The organism is Lascolabacillus sp. (assembly GCF_028696275.1).
Taxonomy (GTDB): Bacteria; Bacteroidota; Bacteroidia; order Bacteroidales; family Dysgonomonadaceae; genus Proteiniphilum; species Proteiniphilum massiliensis.
Window position 1 is genome coordinate 37,085 of the sequence record NZ_JAQVHI010000012.1, and the last position, 22,139, is coordinate 59,223.

The 22,139-nt window shown below is 36.0% G+C and carries 22 protein-coding genes; 16 read left to right on the forward strand and 6 right to left on the reverse strand.

Annotated elements, in window-relative coordinates; translation table 11 throughout:
- Positions 1-50: 50 nt before the first annotated feature.
- Positions 51-1,163, reverse strand: coding sequence for a TlpA disulfide reductase family protein (locus PHO43_RS04880; RefSeq protein WP_288009604.1), 1,113 nt, complete (start codon positions 1,161-1,163; stop codon positions 51-53).
- A 424-nt stretch (positions 1,164-1,587) separates the two neighbouring features.
- Here PHO43_RS04880 and rpe point away from each other — a divergent pair, with 424 nt between their 5' ends.
- The 11 genes from rpe to PHO43_RS04935 all read left to right on the forward strand — a co-directional run bounded on the left by rpe (position 1,588) and on the right by PHO43_RS04935 (position 11,497).
- A complete protein-coding gene (gene rpe, locus PHO43_RS04885; protein ID WP_045090718.1) occupies positions 1,588-2,238 on the forward strand; it encodes a ribulose-phosphate 3-epimerase in 651 nt (216 codons plus the stop codon).
- A 39-nt stretch (positions 2,239-2,277) separates the two neighbouring features.
- Positions 2,278-3,873, forward strand: a complete 1,596-nt coding sequence (locus PHO43_RS04890) for a ComEC/Rec2 family competence protein (protein ID WP_288011500.1) — start codon at positions 2,278-2,280, stop codon at positions 3,871-3,873.
- A 112-nt stretch (positions 3,874-3,985) separates the two neighbouring features.
- Positions 3,986-5,044, forward strand: a complete 1,059-nt coding sequence (locus tag PHO43_RS04895; RefSeq protein ID WP_288009602.1) for a DHH family phosphoesterase — start codon at positions 3,986-3,988, stop codon at positions 5,042-5,044.
- A 71-nt stretch (positions 5,045-5,115) separates the two neighbouring features.
- Complete coding sequence (bamK, locus tag PHO43_RS04900; protein WP_045090715.1) at positions 5,116-5,676, forward strand: BamK family beta-barrel-assembly machinery protein; 561 nt, start codon at positions 5,116-5,118, stop codon at positions 5,674-5,676.
- Between the two features lie 18 nt (positions 5,677-5,694).
- Positions 5,695-7,077 carry a phosphoglucosamine mutase gene (gene glmM / locus PHO43_RS04905; protein ID WP_288011502.1) on the forward strand — a complete coding sequence of 461 codons (1,383 nt, stop codon included), beginning with the start codon at positions 5,695-5,697 and terminating at the stop codon, positions 7,075-7,077.
- A 24-nt stretch (positions 7,078-7,101) separates the two neighbouring features.
- On the forward strand, positions 7,102-7,932 hold the full coding sequence (locus PHO43_RS04910) for a 1-acyl-sn-glycerol-3-phosphate acyltransferase (RefSeq protein ID WP_045090713.1): 831 nt from the start codon (positions 7,102-7,104) through the stop codon (positions 7,930-7,932).
- 18 nt (positions 7,933-7,950) lie between these two features.
- Positions 7,951-9,177, forward strand: coding sequence for a sigma-54 interaction domain-containing protein (locus tag PHO43_RS04915; protein WP_288009597.1), 1,227 nt, complete (start codon positions 7,951-7,953; stop codon positions 9,175-9,177).
- Positions 9,178-9,190: 13 nt separating this feature from the next.
- On the forward strand, positions 9,191-9,700 hold the full coding sequence (gene lptE / locus PHO43_RS04920; protein ID WP_053826922.1) for an LPS assembly lipoprotein LptE: 510 nt from the start codon (positions 9,191-9,193) through the stop codon (positions 9,698-9,700).
- A gap of 5 nt (positions 9,701-9,705) precedes the next feature.
- Positions 9,706-10,452, forward strand: coding sequence for a DUF8458 domain-containing protein (locus PHO43_RS04925; protein WP_288011503.1), 747 nt, complete (start codon positions 9,706-9,708; stop codon positions 10,450-10,452).
- Positions 10,453-10,461: 9 nt separating this feature from the next.
- Positions 10,462-10,809: a preprotein translocase subunit SecG gene (gene secG / locus PHO43_RS04930; protein ID WP_045090710.1), complete on the forward strand. Its 348-nt coding sequence runs from the start codon at positions 10,462-10,464 to the stop codon at positions 10,807-10,809.
- Between the two features lie 73 nt (positions 10,810-10,882).
- Positions 10,883-11,497 (forward strand): hypothetical protein, encoded by a 615-nt coding sequence (locus PHO43_RS04935; protein ID WP_045090709.1) that lies wholly within the window; start codon positions 10,883-10,885, stop codon positions 11,495-11,497.
- Here the strand turns inward: PHO43_RS04935 and PHO43_RS04940 are convergent.
- From PHO43_RS04940 to nadB, 5 genes are read right to left on the reverse strand one after another with little or no spacing between them, the layout of a single operon-like run.
- Entirely contained in the window at positions 11,494-11,787 is a 294-nt protein-coding gene (locus tag PHO43_RS04940; protein ID WP_045090708.1) for a DciA family protein, read from the reverse strand. The two genes, PHO43_RS04935 and PHO43_RS04940, sit on opposite strands and share 4 nt — an antisense overlap.
- 22 nt (positions 11,788-11,809) lie before the next feature.
- The gene (gene recF, locus PHO43_RS04945) at positions 11,810-12,910 is read right to left on the reverse strand and encodes a DNA replication/repair protein RecF (RefSeq protein WP_045090707.1); all 1,101 of its coding nucleotides are present in this window, start codon (positions 12,908-12,910) and stop codon (positions 11,810-11,812) included.
- Positions 12,911-12,920: 10 nt separating this feature from the next.
- Positions 12,921-13,685, reverse strand: a complete 765-nt coding sequence (cdaA, locus tag PHO43_RS04950) for a diadenylate cyclase CdaA (protein ID WP_045090706.1) — start codon at positions 13,683-13,685, stop codon at positions 12,921-12,923.
- A gap of 5 nt (positions 13,686-13,690) precedes the next feature.
- On the reverse strand, positions 13,691-14,533 hold the full coding sequence (gene folP, locus PHO43_RS04955) for a dihydropteroate synthase (protein ID WP_045090705.1): 843 nt from the start codon (positions 14,531-14,533) through the stop codon (positions 13,691-13,693).
- The gene (nadB, locus tag PHO43_RS04960) at positions 14,530-16,110 is read right to left on the reverse strand and encodes an L-aspartate oxidase (RefSeq protein WP_045090704.1); all 1,581 of its coding nucleotides are present in this window, start codon (positions 16,108-16,110) and stop codon (positions 14,530-14,532) included. The genes folP and nadB overlap by 4 nt, the downstream gene beginning before the upstream one ends.
- 201 nt (positions 16,111-16,311) lie before the next feature.
- Here nadB and PHO43_RS04965 point away from each other — a divergent pair, with 201 nt between their 5' ends.
- The 5 genes from PHO43_RS04965 to PHO43_RS04985 form a co-directional block, all read left to right on the forward strand.
- Positions 16,312-17,580 carry a carboxypeptidase-like regulatory domain-containing protein gene (locus tag PHO43_RS04965; RefSeq protein WP_053826924.1) on the forward strand — a complete coding sequence of 423 codons (1,269 nt, stop codon included), beginning with the start codon at positions 16,312-16,314 and terminating at the stop codon, positions 17,578-17,580.
- Positions 17,581-17,665: 85 nt separating this feature from the next.
- Positions 17,666-17,935 (forward strand): 30S ribosomal protein S15, encoded by a 270-nt coding sequence (gene rpsO, locus PHO43_RS04970; RefSeq protein WP_045091064.1) that lies wholly within the window; start codon positions 17,666-17,668, stop codon positions 17,933-17,935.
- 301 nt (positions 17,936-18,236) lie between these two features.
- Positions 18,237-19,439, forward strand: coding sequence for a glycoside hydrolase family 88 protein (locus PHO43_RS04975; protein WP_288011504.1), 1,203 nt, complete (start codon positions 18,237-18,239; stop codon positions 19,437-19,439).
- A gap of 32 nt (positions 19,440-19,471) precedes the next feature.
- Positions 19,472-20,830 (forward strand): GntP family permease, encoded by a 1,359-nt coding sequence (locus tag PHO43_RS04980; protein WP_053826926.1) that lies wholly within the window; start codon positions 19,472-19,474, stop codon positions 20,828-20,830.
- A gap of 116 nt (positions 20,831-20,946) precedes the next feature.
- The coding region (locus PHO43_RS04985; protein WP_288011505.1) for an MFS transporter at positions 20,947-22,139 on the forward strand (1,193 nt) is incomplete at its 3' end.

The window sequence follows — 22,139 nt, forward strand, 5'->3', positions numbered from 1 at the left end:
TTTAAATCCACTTTTTATAAGCATTTATATTCTATATGGAGAATTATGCATTAAGGCATTAATTCAGCCAGTTTTTCATTAAGAGCATCTCCTCTAAGATCTTTTTCAATAATTACTCCATCTTTATCCAAAAGAACTGTATGAGGAATTCCCAGAATAGCATAAAGATCAACAATAGGACTATCCCAGTATTGCAGATCTGACATCTGTGGCCATGTCATCTTAAGATCAGCAATACCCTTAGTCCATGTATCATAATCCTGATCAAAAGAGACCCCTACTACTTCAAATCCTTTAGATTTATATTTATCGTATGCAGCAACAACATTTGGCATTTCCTGTCGACAAGGTCCGCACCATGCAGCCCAGAAATCAACAAGAACATACTTGCCCTGTCCTGCATAATCAGAAAGTGAAACATCGTTTCCTTCAGGATCTTTTAATGTGAAATCTGCAAACTTCTTGCCTACAGCCACTTTATCGAGACTCTCTAAACGTTCTACTATTCTTTGTACAGTTTCTTTTGACTTGAAGGATTCATCAGCAAGATATAAAATTTCCTTTTGTTGTATAGGCTCAAACATAGATGAAGAAGAAACAAATACATACTGACCAAGTTGATTTCCAATGTTACTCTTAACGAAATCAAAGTTTAGTTGGGTTAACTGATTGCTGATATTGTCATATTCCTGATTAATTTCACTTTCAAGTTCACTTGTCATAATACCTTCTGAATTGGCATTATTAAAGCGTTCCACAACTTTTCTTATTTTTGATATAAGTGCACGTTGCTCAACTCTCAAGTCATTATATGCATTGTTAACCGGAGTACCACTAACAGTTATTACCGAGTCAAATACAAGTTCTACTCTACCCGGTTCTACCAATACTGGCACTCTAATCTCATTCTCATAATTTACGGTCTCGTCTAATGTAACAAATCGGAGAAATGAAGTCTCAGCTGACCCTGTGAATGTAAATTCTCCATTTTGAACTACTGCAGTATCAGTAACAATCATAGAGTTATCTGTCATTTCCTGCATGTACACATTTGTGCCTTCGTATGCTGAGTCAGCAACTATACCTTTTATAGTGTAATTTTTATTTTGACATGACATTAGAAAAACTACAGCAGTCAAAAGTAAATAAATTGTTTTCTTCATTCTAATTCTTTTTTAGTTTTAATTCGTTGCAAAGATATGTAAATAATACACATAAGTAATAATTTACTGTTTTTATTTTAACTAGTTACAATATTGAATAAGTAGTTACGTTTTAATTAAACAACCAAAGATGAAATGAGTTTATTTATTCCAGAAATTCCTGACAAAAAAAATAGTTATATGACGGACAGTCTGAATCTGTCTAAAATTACTTCTACTGTTATAAGACAGTTTGCCTCATCTGTATATATTGTAGAGGAGCTTAATTTCCCTGACAAGATAATCTGTTTAAACTAATTGAAAGTTCTTACATTTCATCCATAAAGCATTACTGACTTTAAAATTGCTGATAGTGGCGTCATTTAATTGATAGTTGGATATTTAAGTTTTTTCAACTACTTTTGAATAAATAAAAATGTTAATTATGAGCACAATTGTTGCACCGTCACTTTTATCCGCAGATTTTTTAAACCTCGAAAGGGATATTGAAATGCTAAACCGCAGTGAAGCAGATTGGATCCACCTTGACATTATGGATGGAGTCTTTGTGCCAAACATCTCTTTTGGGTTTGCAGTTACCAACCTCCTGAAAAAGATATCAAAAAAGCCTCTTGATACACACTTGATGATAGTACAGCCTGAAAAGTTCATCAAGGAAATAGCTGCTACCGGTACAACATATATGAATGTACATTTTGAGGCTTGCACACACTTACACAGAGTAGTGCAGCAAATTAGGGATAATGGGATGAAGCCTGCTGTTACACTTAATCCTCACACTCCGGTTTCCTTATTAGAGGATATAATAAAAGATGTCGACATGGTACTTCTAATGTCGGTTAACCCGGGATTTGGGGGCCAAAAATTTATTGAAAACTCAGTAAAGAAAGTAACACAGCTCAAAGATATGATTCTAAGGCAAAATGCTTCTGCCCTAATACAAGTAGATGGAGGAGTAAACCTGGAAACTGGCAGGAAACTGGTAGATGCCGGAGCTGATGCGCTTGTTGCAGGCAGTTTTGTATTTTCATCTGAAAATCCAGAAGAAACCATTCGTCAATTAAAAGCTCTTTAAAGGTTTTTTCTTTATACTCTTTTTATTTACCTTAATAATATGTCCAGTGAGATTGGGAAAACACCTTTTTTCAGGTTATTGATCCCGGTAATTACAGGTATTGTTATTAGCTCATGTCTGCCCGACTTCTCTTACTATAGTAAACTGATATCTGGAATTTCCGGCATAATCATAATCTTTATATCTTTCATAATAGGTAACAGAAACAGATTCCACCTTAGATGGCTGTTTGGAGCCGGCACCTTTTTATTTATTGTATCGTTAACACAGGTGCAATATCATCAACATGAAAAAAAAGCTCTTTACAATTTCAATGAAAACACACAATATTATATAGGAACTATTACTGATATTCCTAAAATTAAACCTAAGACTATCGCATGTGACGTAAAGATCAACAATCAGGAAGGGAAAAAAGTAATATTGTATATACAGCAGGATGATCGATCCTATTCACTTAAGCCAGGAGATGAGATAGTGTTTCAGGCCAGAATACAAGCTTTTAGAAATTTCGAAAAAATTGACACCTTTGATTATGTCAGATATATGAAAATTAAGGGTTATTCAGGATCAGCATATATACCCTCAACTGCATGGGAAAACACAAACAGGAAATCAGTCTCTTTATATACAATATCTCAAAGATTTCGATTAAAAGCTCTGAATTTTTATAAAAGTTTTGAATTGAGTGATGATGCTTATTCCTTAATATCAGCTTTAACACTTGGATATAAAGAGGATCTTACAGAAGACCTTCGGGAAGCTTTTCGAATATCAGGCACAGCCCATGTTCTTGCAGTTAGCGGATTACATGTCGGCATAATATACGTAGTTATTAGTCTCTTATTCTCATTCCTAAGGAAGCAGGGTACAACAAATAAAGTTAAACAGTTGATCATAATCATTATGCTATGGTCATACGTTTTTATTGCAGGCATGTCTGCTTCCGTAATCAGAGCAGCTATAATGCTCACTATAAACTGCATCGCTAAAATATTCAACCGAAGGGGGTTTACCTATAATACTCTGTCGGCTGCCGCGTATTTTATTCTGATATATCGTCCATTTTACCTATTCGATATTAGTTTTCAGATGAGCTTTGCTGCAGTTGTTGCCATACTGTTTTTCATGCCTAAGTTTAATATTATATACACACCTTCCAATATAGTTGCAAAATACGTTTATAATCTGTTTACAATATCTCTATCAGCTCAATTAGGGGTTTTCCCTCTTGTACTCTTTTATTTCGGGACATTCCCGACATACTTCATAATAACAAATATTTTAGTAGTACCGCTAATTGGAGTAATAATATACTCTGTCGTACCTTTAATAATAATCAGTCTGCTAACTCAATTAAATTTAAAAGTATTTGAGCTTCTATTCAGCATATTCCAATGGTTTATTAAAACAGCTACAGAAATCACAATATTCATTGTTTATAAAGTTGAAATGTTGCCTTTAGCACAGATATCAAATATAAGTATCTCAGTGTTACAGCTTTTACTACTTTTTACAATAACATTTAGTTTTGGCCACTGGCTATTCAGCCATAGATCTAAGTCATTGATTATCGCCCTTTCTTCAATTTTGATGTTTTCACTGACCTCTACATATACTCTTATAAATGGGTAATAAAATAATATATTTGCTCGTGTATTATATGCGACGATGTATGCAAAGATGACATACTATAACTGAATTTTTACTACTTTTGTTGATTAGCATCAAAGATTTAAATAGTAAAATGCATAATTTACCATATATAAGCGAAGTAATTGAACCCCACAAAGTGGAACAGATTATCGACTATATTGACAACTCTGATAAGATTGTAATCACCACGCATATATCTCCTGATGGGGATGCTATAGGTTCCTCGCTCGCACTGTATCATTTTATTAAGAACAGAGGTAAAAATGTAATGATAATTGTTCCCAATTCATTCCCATATTTCCTCAAATGGATGGATGGAGCAAATAATATTGAAATATTTGAGTACAATCCATCAGCAGGAGCAAAAATTCTTTCAAATGCTGATCTGATCTTCTCTCTCGATTATAATATATTAAAAAGAGCAGGAGAAATGTCAACTGTACTGGAAACCTCCAAAGCAACAAAAATCATGATTGATCATCACCCTTTTCCAGGTGAAGATTTCGACATAATTGTTTCTAAGCCTCATATTTCATCAACAAGTGAATTGATATTCAGATTCATATATCAAGCAGGAGAATATAGTGAAATGACAAAAGCCGAAGCTGAATCAATTTACTGTGGAATGATGACGGATACCGGTGGTTTCACTTACAATTCTGCGGATCCCGAGATATATGAAATAATTAGCATGATACTGCGAAAGGATATCGACAAAGATGCAATTTATTCAAAAGTCTTCAACAACTATTCTGAAGAGAGATTCAGATTGCTAGGCTTTACCCTTTCTCAAAGGATGGAGGTTTATCACGACAAACATGCAGCCCTACTATATCTTTCAAACGAAGATCAGTCGCAATTCCGTTACAGCAAAGGCGACACAGAAGGATTTGTAAATTATCCGCTAAGCATCAAAGGAATCATTTTTTCAACATTTATACGTGAAGAGGAAGGTATGGTCAAGATATCATTCCGATCTCAGAAATCATTCCGATGCAATGAGTTTGCTTCAGAGTTTTTTAATGGAGGTGGACATGTAAACGCATCAGGAGGAGAATTTCAGGGCAGCTTGGAAGAAGCATTAAAAATTTATTCAGAAGGATTGGAGAAATACAAGGAGAGATTAATAATGGCAGTTAATGAGGATTAACCCATTTTAAATAATAGTTATTGTTTAGTTTATGTATTTTTGTCTACAAATTTATTTACACAAAGATAAACATGAAAAGATTTGAAACCATTTTTATACTATTATCCACGCTACTGCTTTTTGCCTCATCTTGCAAGGATAGGAAAACCTATGCAGATTATCTTAAAGATGAGACAAAAGCCATAGAACTTTTTATACTTAAAAATAATTTCTCGGTACTGGAAAAGTTCCCTGGCAACGGCGTCTTTAATCAAGGTGATTTTTACAAAGATCCCGAATCAGGAGTATATTATAATATTGTTGACTATGGAGATACAACAAAGAATCTTAAGATAGCAGAAAAAGTATATGCTCGTTTCAGTGGAGTATATTTTATGGTTGATGATTCTGTAAAATTCTCCAACTTAACAAGCACAATGCCTTTTGAGATAGAATTTTACGGTCCTGTAAACTCAAACAGTAAAAACTATTACAATATTCCCGGTCTGGCTGTCCCATTAACTAGAGTTGGCCATAATGGAATTGTAAAATTAATAGTCCCATTCAATATGGGTTCTGCAACTGACAGACAACAATATCAACCCACATATTACGACTATGTGGAATACAGATTCGAAAATCAGATTTGGTAATTCCAATAAACAATTTTTATGACATTAATTAAATCAATATCCGGAATCAGAGGCACAATTGGGGGATATCCCGGAGACAATCTGACACCTCTTGATATAGTTAAATTCACAGCTGCTTATGCTTCTTTTATCAAAGAAAGTTCCAATTCAGGTAAACCTGTTATAGTAGTGGGCCGTGATGCCCGCATTTCAGGTGAAATGGTACATCGTGTGATAACTGGCACATTAATAGGCATGGGATGTGATGTCACTGATATCGGTATGGCTACGACACCTACAACAGAAATTGCAGTAACTAAAGAAAATGCAGCCGGTGGTATAATCATAACTGCCAGTCACAACCCTAAGCAATGGAACGCCTTGAAGCTATTAGACAATAAAGGTGAGTTTCTTAGCGCCGAAGATGGAGAAAAGATATTATCTTATGCGGAAAAAGAGGAGTTCTCATTTGTTGAAGTAGATGAATTGGGTAAAATAACCCAGAAGCAATATCTGCATGAGCATATCCAAAGTATACTTTCGCTGGATCTTGTAGACACAAAAGCGATTAAGGATGCTAATTTCTGTGTTGCTATTGACTGTGTAAACTCAGTGGGTGGAATTGCAATTCCTGAGCTATTATATGCACTAGGTGTAAAAGAGATTTTTAAACTGCACTGTGCACCTCATGGTAATTTCTCTCATAATCCTGAGCCTTTACCTGAGAACCTTACTAAACTATCGTCACTGACACGTAGTTCAAAAGCAGATGTAGGGTTTGCTGTTGACCCTGACGTCGACAGATTAGCAATATATTGTGAAAATGGTGAACCTTTCGGAGAAGAGTACACTTTGGTTGCAGTAGCTGATTACGTATTAGAACACACTCCCGGTAATACTGTTTCAAATCTCAGCTCATCAAGAGCTCTACGAGATGTAACAGTTCAGAAGGGAGGAAATTACTATGCTGCTGCGGTAGGAGAAGTAAATGTTGTTGCTAAAATGAAAGAGGTGAAAGCTGTAATAGGTGGAGAAGGAAATGGCGGTATAATCTATCCTGCATCTCACTTTGGTCGCGACGCTCTGGTAGGTATAGCTCTATTTCTTACACAGCTTGCCAAGACCGGGAAAAAGCCTTCTGAGCTAAGAAGAAAATATCCTTCTTACTTTATGTCGAAGCAGAAAGTAGAACTTACAAGGGATATGAATATTGACAACATTCTGGAAAAGGTAAAAGAGAGATTCAGTAATGAAAAAGTAACAGACATAGATGGTGTAAAAATTGACTTCCAAGACAAATGGGTGCATTTGAGAAAATCTAACACAGAACCCATAATTCGTATTTATTCAGAAGCAGGTTCTGAAGAAGATGCAAAAAACATAGGAGAAAAGATTATCAAACTGATAAAAGAGCTTGCTTAAACTTTAACTTATGAATTAGGGCTAATGAAGGACGCATTAATTAGTAGAGATGACTTAAGGGGTTTACACCCGGTATTTCGTGGAAGCTATGGTGACAAACTTATTGATATTGGCATAAAGATTTCGGCTTTACATGTTCCAAATGAAATTTACAACCGGTCAAAACATCTTACAAGCCACGAGTTTTGCAAAGATGTTTTGGATAAATTAGGAGTAATACGTATATTACAAAATATTGAAGTTCTGGATGATTTTAAGGATAAGCCATTCATCACAGTCTCAAATCACCCATACGGTCATATAGATGGTATTGCAGTAATAGAAACTTTTGCTAGTCGTGTTGATAATTACAAGATAATGGTTAATCATATTTTGGGCCTTATCGACACAATGTCAGAAAACTTTATCACTGTAGACCCATTTGGTAATGAAGATAAAAACAAGGTAACGTTTGCCGGTATAAGGGAAAGCATTGCTCATATTAAGAAAAAATATCCTATGGGATTTTTTCCTGCCGGAGCTGTTTCAAACCTATATTTTAAAAAAGGAAAATTTGTGATCGAGGATAGGGATTGGCAACCAGCCGTGCTTAAGATTATTCAAAAATCAGGTATACCCGTAATTCCTGTTCATATTTCAGGGCATAACAGTATGTCTTTTTATCTTTCAAGAATGTTTGGCTGGAAGTTTCGTAATCTTAGGTTATGTCACGAGCTATACAATAAAAAAGGCAAAAAAGTTGTAATTACTTTAGGCGAACCTATAATGCCGGATGTTATAAAAGAGTTAAATGGTGATACAGTTGAACTAGGAAAATTCCTTAAAGAAAGAACTTATTCGTTAGGAAAAAAATAAAAAAACATTCACTCATTTATGGCGAAGCAATCAATACAGCAAATCAAACAAAGATTCGAAATAATTGGTACGTCTCCTGAACTGGATCGTGCAATTGATATAGCACTACAGGTTGCACCAACAGATCTGTCTGTACTAATTACGGGTGAAAGTGGAGTCGGCAAGGAAAACTTCCCCCAGATAGTTCATCAGTTCAGTAAACGAAAACATGGACCATATTTTGCAATCAATTGCGGCTCCATACCTGAAGGAACTATTGACTCTGAGCTATTTGGACATGAAAAAGGCTCTTTTACCGGTGCTACAGGAACCCGAAAAGGTTATTTTGAAGTTGCTGATGGTGGAACACTGTTTTTGGATGAAGTGGGAGAACTGCCTTTGTCAACTCAGGCGCGTCTGCTTAGAGTATTGGAGAGTGGAGAATTTATAAAAGTAGGATCCTCAAAAGTAGAGAAGAGTGATGTGCGAGTAGTTGCTGCAACTAATCTAGATTTGGTTAATGCAGTTGAAAAAGGTAAATTCAGAGAAGATCTCTATTTCAGACTCAATACTGTACCCATTCGTATTCCTCCACTTCGCAATCGCAGAGACGATATACCTCTCTTATTCAGAAAATTTGCTGCAGACTGTGCTGAAAAATATATGATGCCGCAAATCAATCTGTCAGAAGATGCAATTGAACTACTAAAAAGTTACAGATGGCCCGGCAACGTAAGGCAACTAAAAAACATTACCGAACAGATATCAATTATTGAAAATGAGCGTATTATTACATCTGAAATATTGCAAAACTATTTGCCGGATCATGAAGTTGGTATGCTTCCTGTTTCATTATCAAAGATACATGAGTCTGAACATAAATCTTTTGCCAATGAGCGTGAGATTCTATATCAGGTACTGTTTGATATGAAAAAGGACATATCAGATCTCAAGCAGGTAGTAAACAGTATATTAGAAGATTCCGGCACTCATTCTTCAACTATAATACCAAGTGATCACACACGAGTAGCTGTTCCTGTGAAATATGAACATTTCACAGATAATTTTGCTATAAGTAAAACTGAAGGTCATGACATACAGGAAGCTACAGAGTATGAAGAAAGTTCACTGTCTATTAGTGAAGTGGAAAAAGATATGATTGCTAAAGCTCTTGAGCGTCATAACGGTAAAAGAAAATTAGCAGCTAAAGATCTTGGAATATCTGAACGTACACTTTACAGAAAAATTAAGGAGTACGATTTATAATAAAAAACCACTTATGAAGAGTATAAAATATATTTCTTTGTTATTGCTGATCTTTGTGGTTAGCTCATGTCGTATTTCCTATTCTTTCAGGACTGCATCCATTGATTATGATCTTACAAAGACATTGACTATTGGACGCTTTATAAATCAGGCTCCTTTAGTATATCCTCCTCTCGAACAAAGATTTAATGAATCAATGATTGATATGTTTACCCGTAACACCAAACTACAACTGGTTGATCAGAATGGTGATATGGAAATTGAGGGAGAAATTGTAGGTTATCAGTTAACACCATTAGCAGTTCAGGAAGATGCATTTGCTTCAGAGACACGATTAACTATGACTGTTAGAATGAGGTTTCGCAATAATAAAACAGATGCACCTCAAATGGAAGAGACTATTTCTGCAAACCGTACTTTCTCTAGTAATACAGTATTCGACTCAGTTCAAGATCAATTGATTAATGAACTTATTGATGAAATTGTAGATCAGATATTCAATGCTACGATGGCTAACTGGTAAGGTATATGGAAAAGGATAATTTATATCGGCTGATAGATGGTGAATCCATTGAAAATTTATCAATTGATGAATTACAATGTATTATAGAAGAGTATCCATACTTTCAATCTGCCAGACTACTTTACACTAGAGAACTACTGAAATCCGATAATGAACAGTATGGTGAAGAATTAGCTAAAACAGCAGTTTTATGTGCCGATAGAAGAAAACTTTTCTATATGATCTATAATGAGGAATATGAAAATCTACTTTTCCCTCAAGGGAGGAACTTTCAAGAGAAAAGGGACAGAACAGAAGCATTACTTGATTCGTACTTTACCTCTTTTGGAAAAGAGGATATAATTGAAACACCAACTTATACACCAGAGATAAATTATGTCACAACAGATTACTTTGGGTATCTGGAATCATTAGGAGAAGAAACTAGGCGGGAGTCTTCTCCCGAACCGTTTCAGCATCAAGACATAATAGATGCTTTCATAAAAAACAATGAATCAGATCCAATTCAAATACGCCCATTTAAAGAAAAGAGTGACAGCAATAAGAAAAAACATGTTGATGATATTGTAAATGATGAAGGGAATGAGTTTCTAACTGAAACACTTGCAAAGATTTATATCAAGCAAAAGAAATATGAACAGGCACTTACAATAATTAAGCGATTAAGTTTGACTTTTCCGAAAAAAAGTAGTTACTTTGCGGACCAAATTCGTTTCCTGGAGTATTTGATTATAAACGAAAAAAACAAATAAATAGTTATTATGTATATTTTTATCACCATTCTGATATTGCTAGCTTCGATACTGATGATTTTTGCTGTATTAGTTCAAAAATCAAAGGGTGGTGGTTTAGCAAGCGGTTTTTCTTCATCCAACCAAATTATGGGAGTAAGAAAGACTACAGATTTCCTTGAAAAATTCACTTGGACATTAGCCGCTATTGTGATTTTACTAAGCATCCTGACTGCTAAATACACAGCTTCAAGCTCTGCTCTGCCACAGTCACAGGTTGAAGTTCAACAACCTGCACCACTTAGTCCATCAACTGCGCCTGATGTTACACCTGTAACTCCATTTCAAGCTCAGCCTACAGAAACTCCTACAGAGTAATTTATCTGCTATATAGCAGATTGTCTGAAAATCAGCTAACTGAATTGTTCCCTGTGTTTCAAAGTTTGATAAAATGAGAAGTTGGTTAATATATCTGCTCTTACTTTTACCTATTATTGCAAATGCACAGGGATTCAGTTATGATACAATCAGGGTTGGAGCAGACGACTCTCGCAATATACACTCCTCTGGCAGGGAATATTATCGGATCACTGATCACAACGAGAGTAAAGCAGAACTATTCGACAAAAGCAAATTGCGTTTCGGTGCAAACCTCGGACTTTCTTTAAGTCGGAACTATACACATCTTGGATTGGGGCCACAGATTGGTTACCAGTTCAATCAATATTTTATGGCCGGTACCGGCATAAAATATTACTATTCCAGGGCAAATCTTTCTAACTATGAGAATAAAGATAATTTGCTGGGAATTAACCTTTTCGGCTATACTTACCCTGTACATTTTATTACAATATTTACTCAGCCGGAATTAAATTATATCTGGTCGAAACTGACTTACAAATCAACAGGAGAAGTAATTAAATCAAATGGTTTCGTACCTTCACTCATTGTTGGTGCAGGTTTCAGATTAGGTTACACACATATTACACTTAATTACGATCTGGCTCAACGCCCCAATTCGCCTCATCCTGATGGATTCTACCTTGGTGTGTCTGCATTCTTTTAACGCAAAACAATATCTTTTACAACAGGGGACTCAGCATATTCATTTATTTTATCAATCAACCCCTTCTTGTTCATGAGTAGTTCGGCACGTAAAACTGCCGATGATAGTTGTACGTATAATATATTTCTTCTAAAATAAACATTCCTAGTGTATTTGGATACACCCTCTCCAAGGACTTCATTCCATCCATTTACTGCACGATATTCTGCCAGCTTCATCTTTAGTTCGCTGTTTGCACTAAAAAAGTCAGACATTGCCTTGGAAATAGGCTGACTATTTTTCTTTTGCATATTTATTCTGTTTACCTTTTGTTTAGATCAAGTTAATCTCTCCATTAATAACCGAATAAATGTGAGAGTCGTTATTAAGTCTGTCAAGTATTTTATCAAGTGATTCCCGGTTGGTATCTGACATAAAGATCTGTCCAAATTCTGGTTCTGAGACAAGCTTCACTATCTCCTCCACCCTTTTTGAATCCAACCTGTCAAAAATATCATCCAAAACAAGTATAGGGGTGGTATTACCAGTATCAAGCAGATATTTGAATTGAGCCAGTTTCAGTGAAACGAAATATGTTTTATTCTGCCCCTGAGAACCAATTTTTTTAATCGGGAATCCATTAAGTAACATTTCAAGTTCATCTCTGTGAACACCTACTGTTGTATGACCAATAGATAAATCTCGTTGACGGTTACCTTTCATTTTGTCCTTAAAATCACCATCATTTAATTGTGATATGTATTCAAATGAAACAGTTTCGGCAGAACCGCTTACACGTGAATAAAAGTCGTTGAACATTGGAGTAAGCTTCATAATAAACTCCACTCGTTTATTATAAATTAAAACACCATCCTCAACCATCTGATCCTCCCACAGTTCTAACAGAGTAATATCAATTAAATCCTCATCGTTTTTAAGAAGTGCATTTCTTTGCTGCAATGCCTTATTATACCTCACTAATGCACGAAGATACTCTTTATCAAACTGTGAAATGGCAATATCCATAAATCTGCGTCTTCCTTCACTTGCCCCGGTAATAAGTTCAATATCGGCAGGTGATATCATAACAAGTGGAATTAATCCAATGTGATCAGATAAGCGCTCGTACTCTTTTTTATTTCTTTTAAACTGTTTTTTCTGTCTTCTGCGAATTCCACTATAAATTTCTTCCTGTGTTGAATCCTCAAAGATATATTTCCCCTGCAGCATGCAGATGTCAGAGTCATGTTTTATTATCTGTGAATCAACAGGATTAGTGTAGCTTCTGCAAAATGACAAGTAGTAAACTGCATCAAGCAGATTTGTTTTTCCCATCCCGTTGTTCCCAATGAAACAATTTATTTTAGGTGAAAGTTGAAGCTCAGCCTGAGCGATATTTTTGTAGTTTATTATTGACAGTTCTTTAAGAATCATCTGATTATCTTTAATCCTCCGCAATTAAAAGCCGTTGTAAATCTTCAGGAGTAATATTCAGTTTCAAACGTCCCTGAGAGGCAAACGATATTCTACCTCTCTCTTCTGATACAATTATCACTTTCGCATCAGTTTCCTGAGATATACCCAGTCCGGCCCTATGTCTTAATCCCAGGTGATTAGGAATATTTGGGTTTTGAGATATTGGCAAAATACAACCAGCTGCTTTAATTTTCTTTCCTACAATTATCATAGCACCATCGTGCAAAGGACTGTTCTTAAAGAATATATTCTCAATTAATCTTGAGGAAATATCAGCGTTTACTATTTCACCCGTTTGTTCATATAGACCCATTTGAATATCACCCTGTACAGCAATTAGTGCTCCTGTATTTGTTTTCGATAGATTCATACAAGCAAGTACAATTGCTGTTAGGTGCGACTGATCCTTTTTATCTCTTTCACTTGGAAAGATCAATTTTGTAATATAATTCCATCTCTTCTTTGAGCCTAACGACATTAAAAACCTTCTTATTTCATCCTGAAAAAGAATTACTAACAGAAATAAGCCAACACTTACAAATTGATCAAGTATCGACCCCAGTAACACCATATTAAATACACGTGAAACCAAGATCCATATTACCATGAATACCAGAATACCGATAAACAGCGGTCTGAGTCCTGAAATTTTTACTAATCTGAATAGATAAAACAGTAGTAAAGCAACCAGAACAACATCAATAAAATCCTTTATACCAAAATGAGCTAACATATCTTTTATTTATCGTACTCAGCCAACTTACCAATTATCTTTACACACTCCACAGCCTCTTTAACATCGTGTACACGAAGAATATCTGCTCCAGACAGCAAAGCTACACTATTTAGCACTGTGGTGCCATTAAGACTATCTTCGGGTGTTGATTCCAGCAGTTTATAAATCATAGATTTACGAGATATACCAACAAGTATAGGCTCCTCAAAGATATGAAAATATTTAAGATATGCCATTAATTCGTAGTTTTGAGAAAGAGTCTTGCTAAATCCAAAACCAGGATCAATTATCACATCATTTACACCTAATAAGTTGAGTTTCGCCTTCCTTTCAGAAAAATAGTATAATATATCCTGAATAAAGTCATCATAATCCGTCATACTCTGCATAGTTTGAGGAACACCCCTCATATGCATTAATATATATGGAACATTTAATGATGCAATAACCGGGAACATCTGATCATCAATCTGTCCACCTGACACATCATTTACTATATTCGCGCCAAACTCTTCCACAGCCTGTTTTGCAACATCAGCATAGAAAGTATCTACTGAAACAATTACCTTTGGGAACTCTCTCCTAATAATTTTTAGTGCAGGTATCAATCTTTCGGCCTCTTCAGCCGCTGTTAACAATTTTGATGTCGGAGTAGTGGATTGAGCTCCTAAATCAATAATCGATCCCCCTTCATCCATAATTTGCCTACACCTGTTTATGATATCCTTTTCAGACTGCTTCCTGCTGTTTTTAAAGAATGAATCAGGTGTAACATTAAGAATACCCATCACAAGAGGTGATGAAAGATCAATCAGAGAGCCATTTATATTTATTGATTTATTCATAAAACTGAATTTGGATCACGATCAGGATAGTCAACTGTAAAATGCAATCCTCTACTCTCTTTTCTAGCCATTGCCTGTTTAATTACAAGATATCCAACTTTTATAATATTTCTCAATTCACATATATCACGTGAAACAATTGACCTTTGAAACAGATTTTCAGTTTCCCTAAACAGGATATTTAGCCTATCCATTGCTCTGTTAAGTCTGATATCTGATCTAACAATACCAACATAAGATGACATTATCTGCCCAACCTCCTTGTAGCTCTGTGTAATTAAAACCATCTCTTCCGGAGAGGTTGTTCCTTCTGCATTCCATGGTGGGATATCTTCCTGAAAGGTATAATTTTTAATTAGCGGAACGGAGTGTTTAGCTGCAGCGTCGGCATACACAACTGCCTCAATTAAAGAATTTGATGCAAGACGATTTGCTCCATGCAATCCGGTACATGCACACTCACCGTTGGCATACAAACGACCAATACTTGTCTCTCCATCAAGATTTACACTGATTCCCCCACATAGATAATGAGCAGCAGGAGCAACAGGGATCATATCTTTTGTTATATCAATTCCATATGAGAGACACTTCTGATAAATAGTAGGAAAGTGTTTTTTTGTCTCCTCCGGATCTTTAAAAGTAACATCCAGAAACACATGATCATAACCTCGCTCCTTCATTTCTGTATCAATGGCACGAGCAACTATATCACGTGGAGCAAGTGAACCCCGCTCATCATATTTATGCATAAACTCCTTTCCTTTCAAGGTCTTGAGCACTCCTCCATAACCCCTCATCGCTTCAGTAATAAGAAATGAGGGTCTGGCTCCTGGGTGATAAAGTGCAGTTGGATGAAATTGTACAAACTCCATCCCTTTCACTTCTCCTTTAGCACGTGCAACCATGGCAATGCCATCTCCTGTTGCCACATCAGGATTGGTAGTAGTCTGATATACTGATCCTATGCCCCCTGTAGCCATCATTGTAACCTTTGATAAAAAAGTATCAATCTCATTTGTCTCCTGGTTCAGGATATATGCACCATAACACTCAATTCCGGGTGTATGTCGAGTAACTACCTGACCCAAGTGATGTTGTGTGAGTACTTCAATTGCAAAATGGTTGTCAAATACATCTATATTCGGATGTCTCCTTATCGCATCTATCAAGCTGACCTGAATCTCAGCACCTGTATTATCTTTATGATGAAGAATACGGAATTCGGAATGTCCACCCTCCTTATGAAGATCGAAGTTACCTTTATCATCCTTATCAAAATTCACGCCCCAGTTAATAAGCTCTCTGATCTGAGCAGGTGCCTCTCTGACAACTTTTTCAACAACCAACTGATCACAAAGCCCGCCCCCGGCATCCAAAGTGTCAGCAATATGCTTCTCAAAATTATCCCATGGATTTGTAACTGATGCTATACCCCCCTGTGCATAATAAGTATTTGCTTCCTCAAGCTGGTTTTTTGCAATAATAGCTACTTTACCATAATTTGCCACTTTCAAAGCATAGCTCATACCTGCTATACCTGAGCCAATTACTAGAAAGTCATATCTGTATACCATTGTATATTCTGTATTTAAACGCACAAATTTAATCAATTATCGGGGTTACCGCAATAATATAATGCTCACAGTTAAATATCTCATATTAATTTGTATATTTGTACGAATTAGTTTACTTTGTTAGCTGAAGATAAATTAGTTACGATATTGGATCAATATTCTTTTTTGTATAAGTCACATTTATAAAAAGAAACATATCAAATGAAAAACTTAATCACTTTTTTTCTGATCCTTAGTCTGTTCCCTTTTACTGCCCTCAATTCGGCAAATATTGTGCAACAGCAAGATGCAACATATGTACTTAGAGGAAGAGTTTTAGGAGGTGATACTAACCAACCATTAGTCAATGCAAGTGTTTCTGTTCAAAGTGTAAATGTATCTACTGTAACCAACCAAGATGGATATTTCTCCATAAGAGTTCCGGCAGAATCCAGAAACTCTACACTTATTATCCGTCATCTTGGATATTCAAACATGGAAATTCCGGTTGTCACTCTTATAGATAGTCCCAACAATCACATAACTTTAGTCCCATCTCCTATTCAGTTAAGTGAATTGCAGGTTATTTCCGGAGACGGTACTCATCTTCTACAGGATGCATTACGAAGAATTCCTGAAAACTATGCAGCCGAACCCAATATGATGGTTGCATTCTACCGCGAATCGGTAAAAAAAGGCTCCAAGCACATTTCACTTGTTGAAGCTGTTCTGGATGTTTATAAAGCCTCCTACAGATCTTATAGTAACGATCAGGCTCGTATATATATCGGCAGAAAGGCAACAGATATATCTCCTCGTGACACTGTTCTTATGAAATTTCAGGGAGGTATAAGTGACGCTCTTTTACTGGATATTGCGAAAAATCCGGAGATAGTATTTGGAACAGATGGTTCTGATTATTCCTACCATATTGAGGGGCTTATAAATATTAATAACAAGCCGCATTATAAAATTTATTTCCAGCCGATTAACAAAATTGATGAGATACTGTTCAGAGGAACAATTTACCTTGATTACGAATCACTGGCTTTTGCCCGCATGGAATTCAACATGAATGTAGAAGACAGAAAGGATGCATCAAATATTTTCATCAGGCGTAAACCTTCTAAAATGCGGGTAGAGGTTGAAAAAGCACAGTATACGGTTGATTTTATAGAAGACGATGGAAAATGGTACTTTAATTATAGTAGTACAGAGGTAGAGTTCAGAGTAAGGTGGACCAACCGTTTCTTCGGACTATTTGCCACTAACTATACAATTGGTTCAGAAATCGCTGTAACTGACAGATACACTGACAATGTTATTAAATTTCCCAGAGAAGAACGAATTAGATCTACTGATGTAATCGCTGAAAGAGTAGAGTATTTCCTTGATCCGGATTTTTGGGGCGATTATAATGTTATAGAGCCTGATCAGGAAATAAATGATGCTATCAAGAGATTGAGTGATAAATTACGTCGCCGAAATTGAAAAAAACAGCAAACCGTTTGTATATAAAAAAATTAGAGGTATCTTTGCATCCCAAAGTTTTTATAACGTTTTATTACAAACAAACATGTATTTAGATTCTACTAAAAAACAGGAAATCTTTGCAAAGTACGGAAAGTCTAACACTGATACTGGCTCACCTGAAGCGCAGATAGCATTGTTTTCATACCGTATTTCGCATTTGACTCAGCATTTGAAGTCAAACAAAAAAGATTATAACACTGAAAGAGCATTGAGAGTATTAGTTGGTAAACGTCGCCGTTTACTCGATTACCTGATCGACAAGGATATCGAAAGATATCGTGCAATCATTAAAGAATTAGGTATTAGAAAATAATTCTCATAAAAATTAAGAAGAGGGTAGAATCAAGTTTTATCCTCTTTTTTTATATATACACCTAAGACATGATAAATCAGCAACTTAAAGTGATTAACAATGCAAATATCCAAAAAAACATATTCTAAAACTATGTTTTATAATATGTTTTTTTATTTTGCTCATTCAAAATAGTGGCCTATCTTTGTATCGATAACCTAAAACAATCTTTTTTACCTTAATGCTAATATCACGTTAACCAGTACAAAAGGGGCCTTCTCGATCGAGGTGGCCTCTTTTTTAATTTTAAAAACATTTATATATGAAAAATTTATTAACTCTGTTACACTTTACAGTCTTATTAGTTTTCATAGTATCATGCTCTTCAAACCAGCATAATGATGAGAACGATACCAGTTTTATTGGAGAAAATGTCTCATTTTCTGCGAATCAGTACTCTTTAATGATTGATAAGATTGAAGATTTTGCAAATTTAGTGAATCCTAAATCTATTATTGACGGTGAGATGAAGTATATACCTGCAACAGAATGGACATCAGGGTTTTTTCCAGGAAGTCTTTGGTATCTTTATGAGTTGACAGGTGATGAAAAATGGAAACCATTGGCAATTAAATATACCGAAGCCCTGGATTCTATTCAATATTATACAGGAAACCATGATGTGGGATTTATGATCTATTGCAGCTATGGCAATGGTCTTAGACTTACAGGTAACGAAGCCTACAAGAATGTAATAATTAATGCTGCGAAATCACTTTCTACCCGATACAAACCTGCTGCAGGTATAATACAATCCTGGAATGCAAATAAATCCAATGATTGGCTGTGTCCGGTAATAATAGATAATATGATGAACCTGGAACTGCTGTTTGAAGCTACAAAACTTTCAGGTGACTCAACATTTCATAATATTGCGATAAACCATGCAAACACTACTATTAAAAATCATTACAGACCTGATTACAGTACATGGCATGTAATCGATTACGACACAAATGATGGGAGCGTCAGGCACAGAAATACCCATCAAGGATTCTCTGACGAAAGCACATGGTCTCGTGGTCAGATCTGGGGTGTTTACGGATTTGTTATCTGTTATCGAGAAACTGGTAATCCTGTATATCTTGAGCAGGCTATCAAAAGTGCAGAATATGTTCTCAACCACCCTAACTATCCTGAAGACGGTGTTCCTTATTGGGATCTAAGTGCCGATGATATCCCTGACACCTATCGCGATGCATCATCCGGAGCTATTTTAGCTTCAGCTTTATATGAATTGTCAACGTTCTCAAACGATAGAGATTATAAGTCAATTGCTGATAATATAATTACTACACTGTCAGGACCTGAATATCGTGCTGAACTAGGTGAAAATGGAGATTTTATTTTAATGCACTCCGTTGGAAGTCTTCCTCACAACTCCGAGGTTGATGTGCCTCTGAATTATGCAGATTATTATTATCTTGAGGCTTTGAAAAGAAAAAAAGAGCTCGAGAACAAATAATAGTACATAAACTCTAAGTTATAAGCACAGTTATGACAACTCTGACAATAGTGCTGATAATTGTTTCTGCAGTGTTTCTACTGCTATTCATGGTGCTGAAACTAAAGATAAGTGCCTTTATATCACTACTGCTCATTGCAATATATGTAGGTATCCTAACCGGTATGCCACTCAGTGCCATAACCAGATCAATTCAGGAAGGGATGGGCAGTACGTTGGGATTCGTAGCAACTGTTGTAGGACTTGGTGCAATCTTCGGCCAGATGCTTGAAAGTTCGGGAGGTGCGGAATCTATGGCACACTATCTCATAAATAAATTTGGGAAGGATCGCGCTCCATGGGCTATGGTCATTACAGGCTTTCTTGTAGGTATTCCTGTATTTTTTGATGTTGGATTTATTATTATTGTACCAATTGTATACGCTCTTGCACGCGACACAAAAAAATCATTGCTATATTATGCAATTCCACTTCTCGCCGGTTTAGCTGTAACACATAGCTTTATACCTCCAACACCGGGACCCGTAGCTGTCGCTGACATTATTAATGCCCAACTTGGCTGGGTAATTCTTTTGGGGTTTATTATAGGATTACCTACCGCAATTATTGCCGGTCCTGTATTTGGAAAGTTTATATCTAAAAAGATCCACCTGGAACATAATTACGTATTTGAGGAAACTCAACTGGAATTCGACTCTAAAAAATATCCCTCTTTCAGTTCAATTGCCATAATAATTTCAGTACCACTCATTCTAATTCTATTAAATACATTTACAACTGTAGCAGTTGCAAATGAGGTGATAAGTAAATCGATCTGGACAGACATTATTGAATTTTTAGGCCACCCTTTCTCTGCATTAATAATAGCTACATTAATAGCGATCTATTTTCTTTGTCTAAAAAGAGGTATGGATAAGCAGAAGATACTAACACTCAGCACCAAGGCATTGGGCCCCGCAGGAATTATTATCCTTATTACAGGAGCAGGCGGGGTACTTAAGCAGGTATTGATAGATAGCGGAATAGGACAAATGATGGCTGAATCGATGGTAAATTCACCATTACCTCCAATACTACTTGCATGGATGATTTCAGCTGCTGTAAGAGTAACTCAAGGTTCAGCTACTGTAGCAATGATTACTGCAGCCAGTCTTGTAGCACCTTTAATTTCTGAATTCGCCCTAAGCGATCCTCAAAGGGCATTAATAGTACTCTCAATTTCATCTGGAGCAACATTACTGTCACATGTAAATGACAGTGGCTTCTGGCTTGTAGGAAAATATCTGGGAATGAATGAAAAACAGACATTGCAGAGCTGGACAGTAATGGAATCAATAATAGCTTTTTGCGGACTTGGTTTTACTCTTTTAGCAAGCCTGTTTTTTAATTAAAAAACAGTTCTCATTAATCTTCTTAATTATTACTCAATTTGTAAACAGTTGGTGCTGATAAACTGTTATAGCTCTGTCTGTAAAATTTTTGCTGTAAATTAGAATGTCCAACTTTTATGAATAACAACTGGAAGAGAACCTTTACAATTATCTGGAGTGGCCAGTTTTTTTCTATTTTAACCAGCAGTCTAGTTAATTTTGCAATTATCATTTGGCTAAGTCTGCAAACGGGATCAGCCGAAATATTAGCTTTTGCTGCAATTGCCGGTATGCTTCCTCAAACTGTAATCGGACCGTTTACGGGAGCGCTTATCGACCGATGGAACCGTAAGAGAATAATGATGCTGGCTGACACTTTCATTGCTCTTTGTACACTTATACTTGCACTCCTCTTCTGGTTCGACAAAGCAGAACTGTGGCACATATTTGCATTATTAGCACTCAGATCTGTGGGATCTTCATTTCATATGCCGGCAATGCAAGCCTCTGTACCGCTACTGGCTCCTTCCGACCAGTTAACCCGTATAGCTGGAATAAACCAGATAATAGCATCTGTGAGTCAGATAGCCGGTCCGGCATTAGGAGCAATGATGATTACAATATGGGATATAGAGTATGTACTTATTTTTGATGTTGCAGGAGCATTAATCGCTGTATCCTCTCTCTTTTTCGTAAATATTCCGAATCCTGAGAAAACAGAAAACAGCGAGCGTCACTTCTTAAAAGAGATGAAAGAAGGAGCAATGGTTGTATTAAGAAACAAAGGACTAAGTCTTGTCTTTCTTTACTCAATTATAATACTTTTCTTTATTATACCAATTAGTGTACTTTTCCCTCTCATGACATTAGATTATTTCAACGGAACAGAGTTTCAGGCTGGGGTTATAGAAGCAGTGTGGAGTGTTGGAGCACTTGCAGGTGGTGCAATTATGGGAGTTAAAGTTTATAATGTAAATCGTGTTGGATTAATTAACTGGACCTACATCCTATTAGGTATGGCTTTTATGGGATCAGGAATCTTATCCCCAAACGGTTATATATGGTTTGCCATATTGACCTGCATAAGTGGAATAGCAGGAGCTGTTTACAATTCAGCATTTACCGGATTGGTACAAAATAAAATAGATCCTGCTGCACTTGGAAGAGTATTCTCTACATTTTATGCTGTAGCCCTTATACCATCAATGATCGGACTGATTGGAATTGGTTTCATTGCAGATACAATAGGCCTGAACACCTCTTTTATTATTTCAGGATTGGTGATTATTTTAACCGGGGTTATTGCATTTTTCACTAAACCGGCAATGAA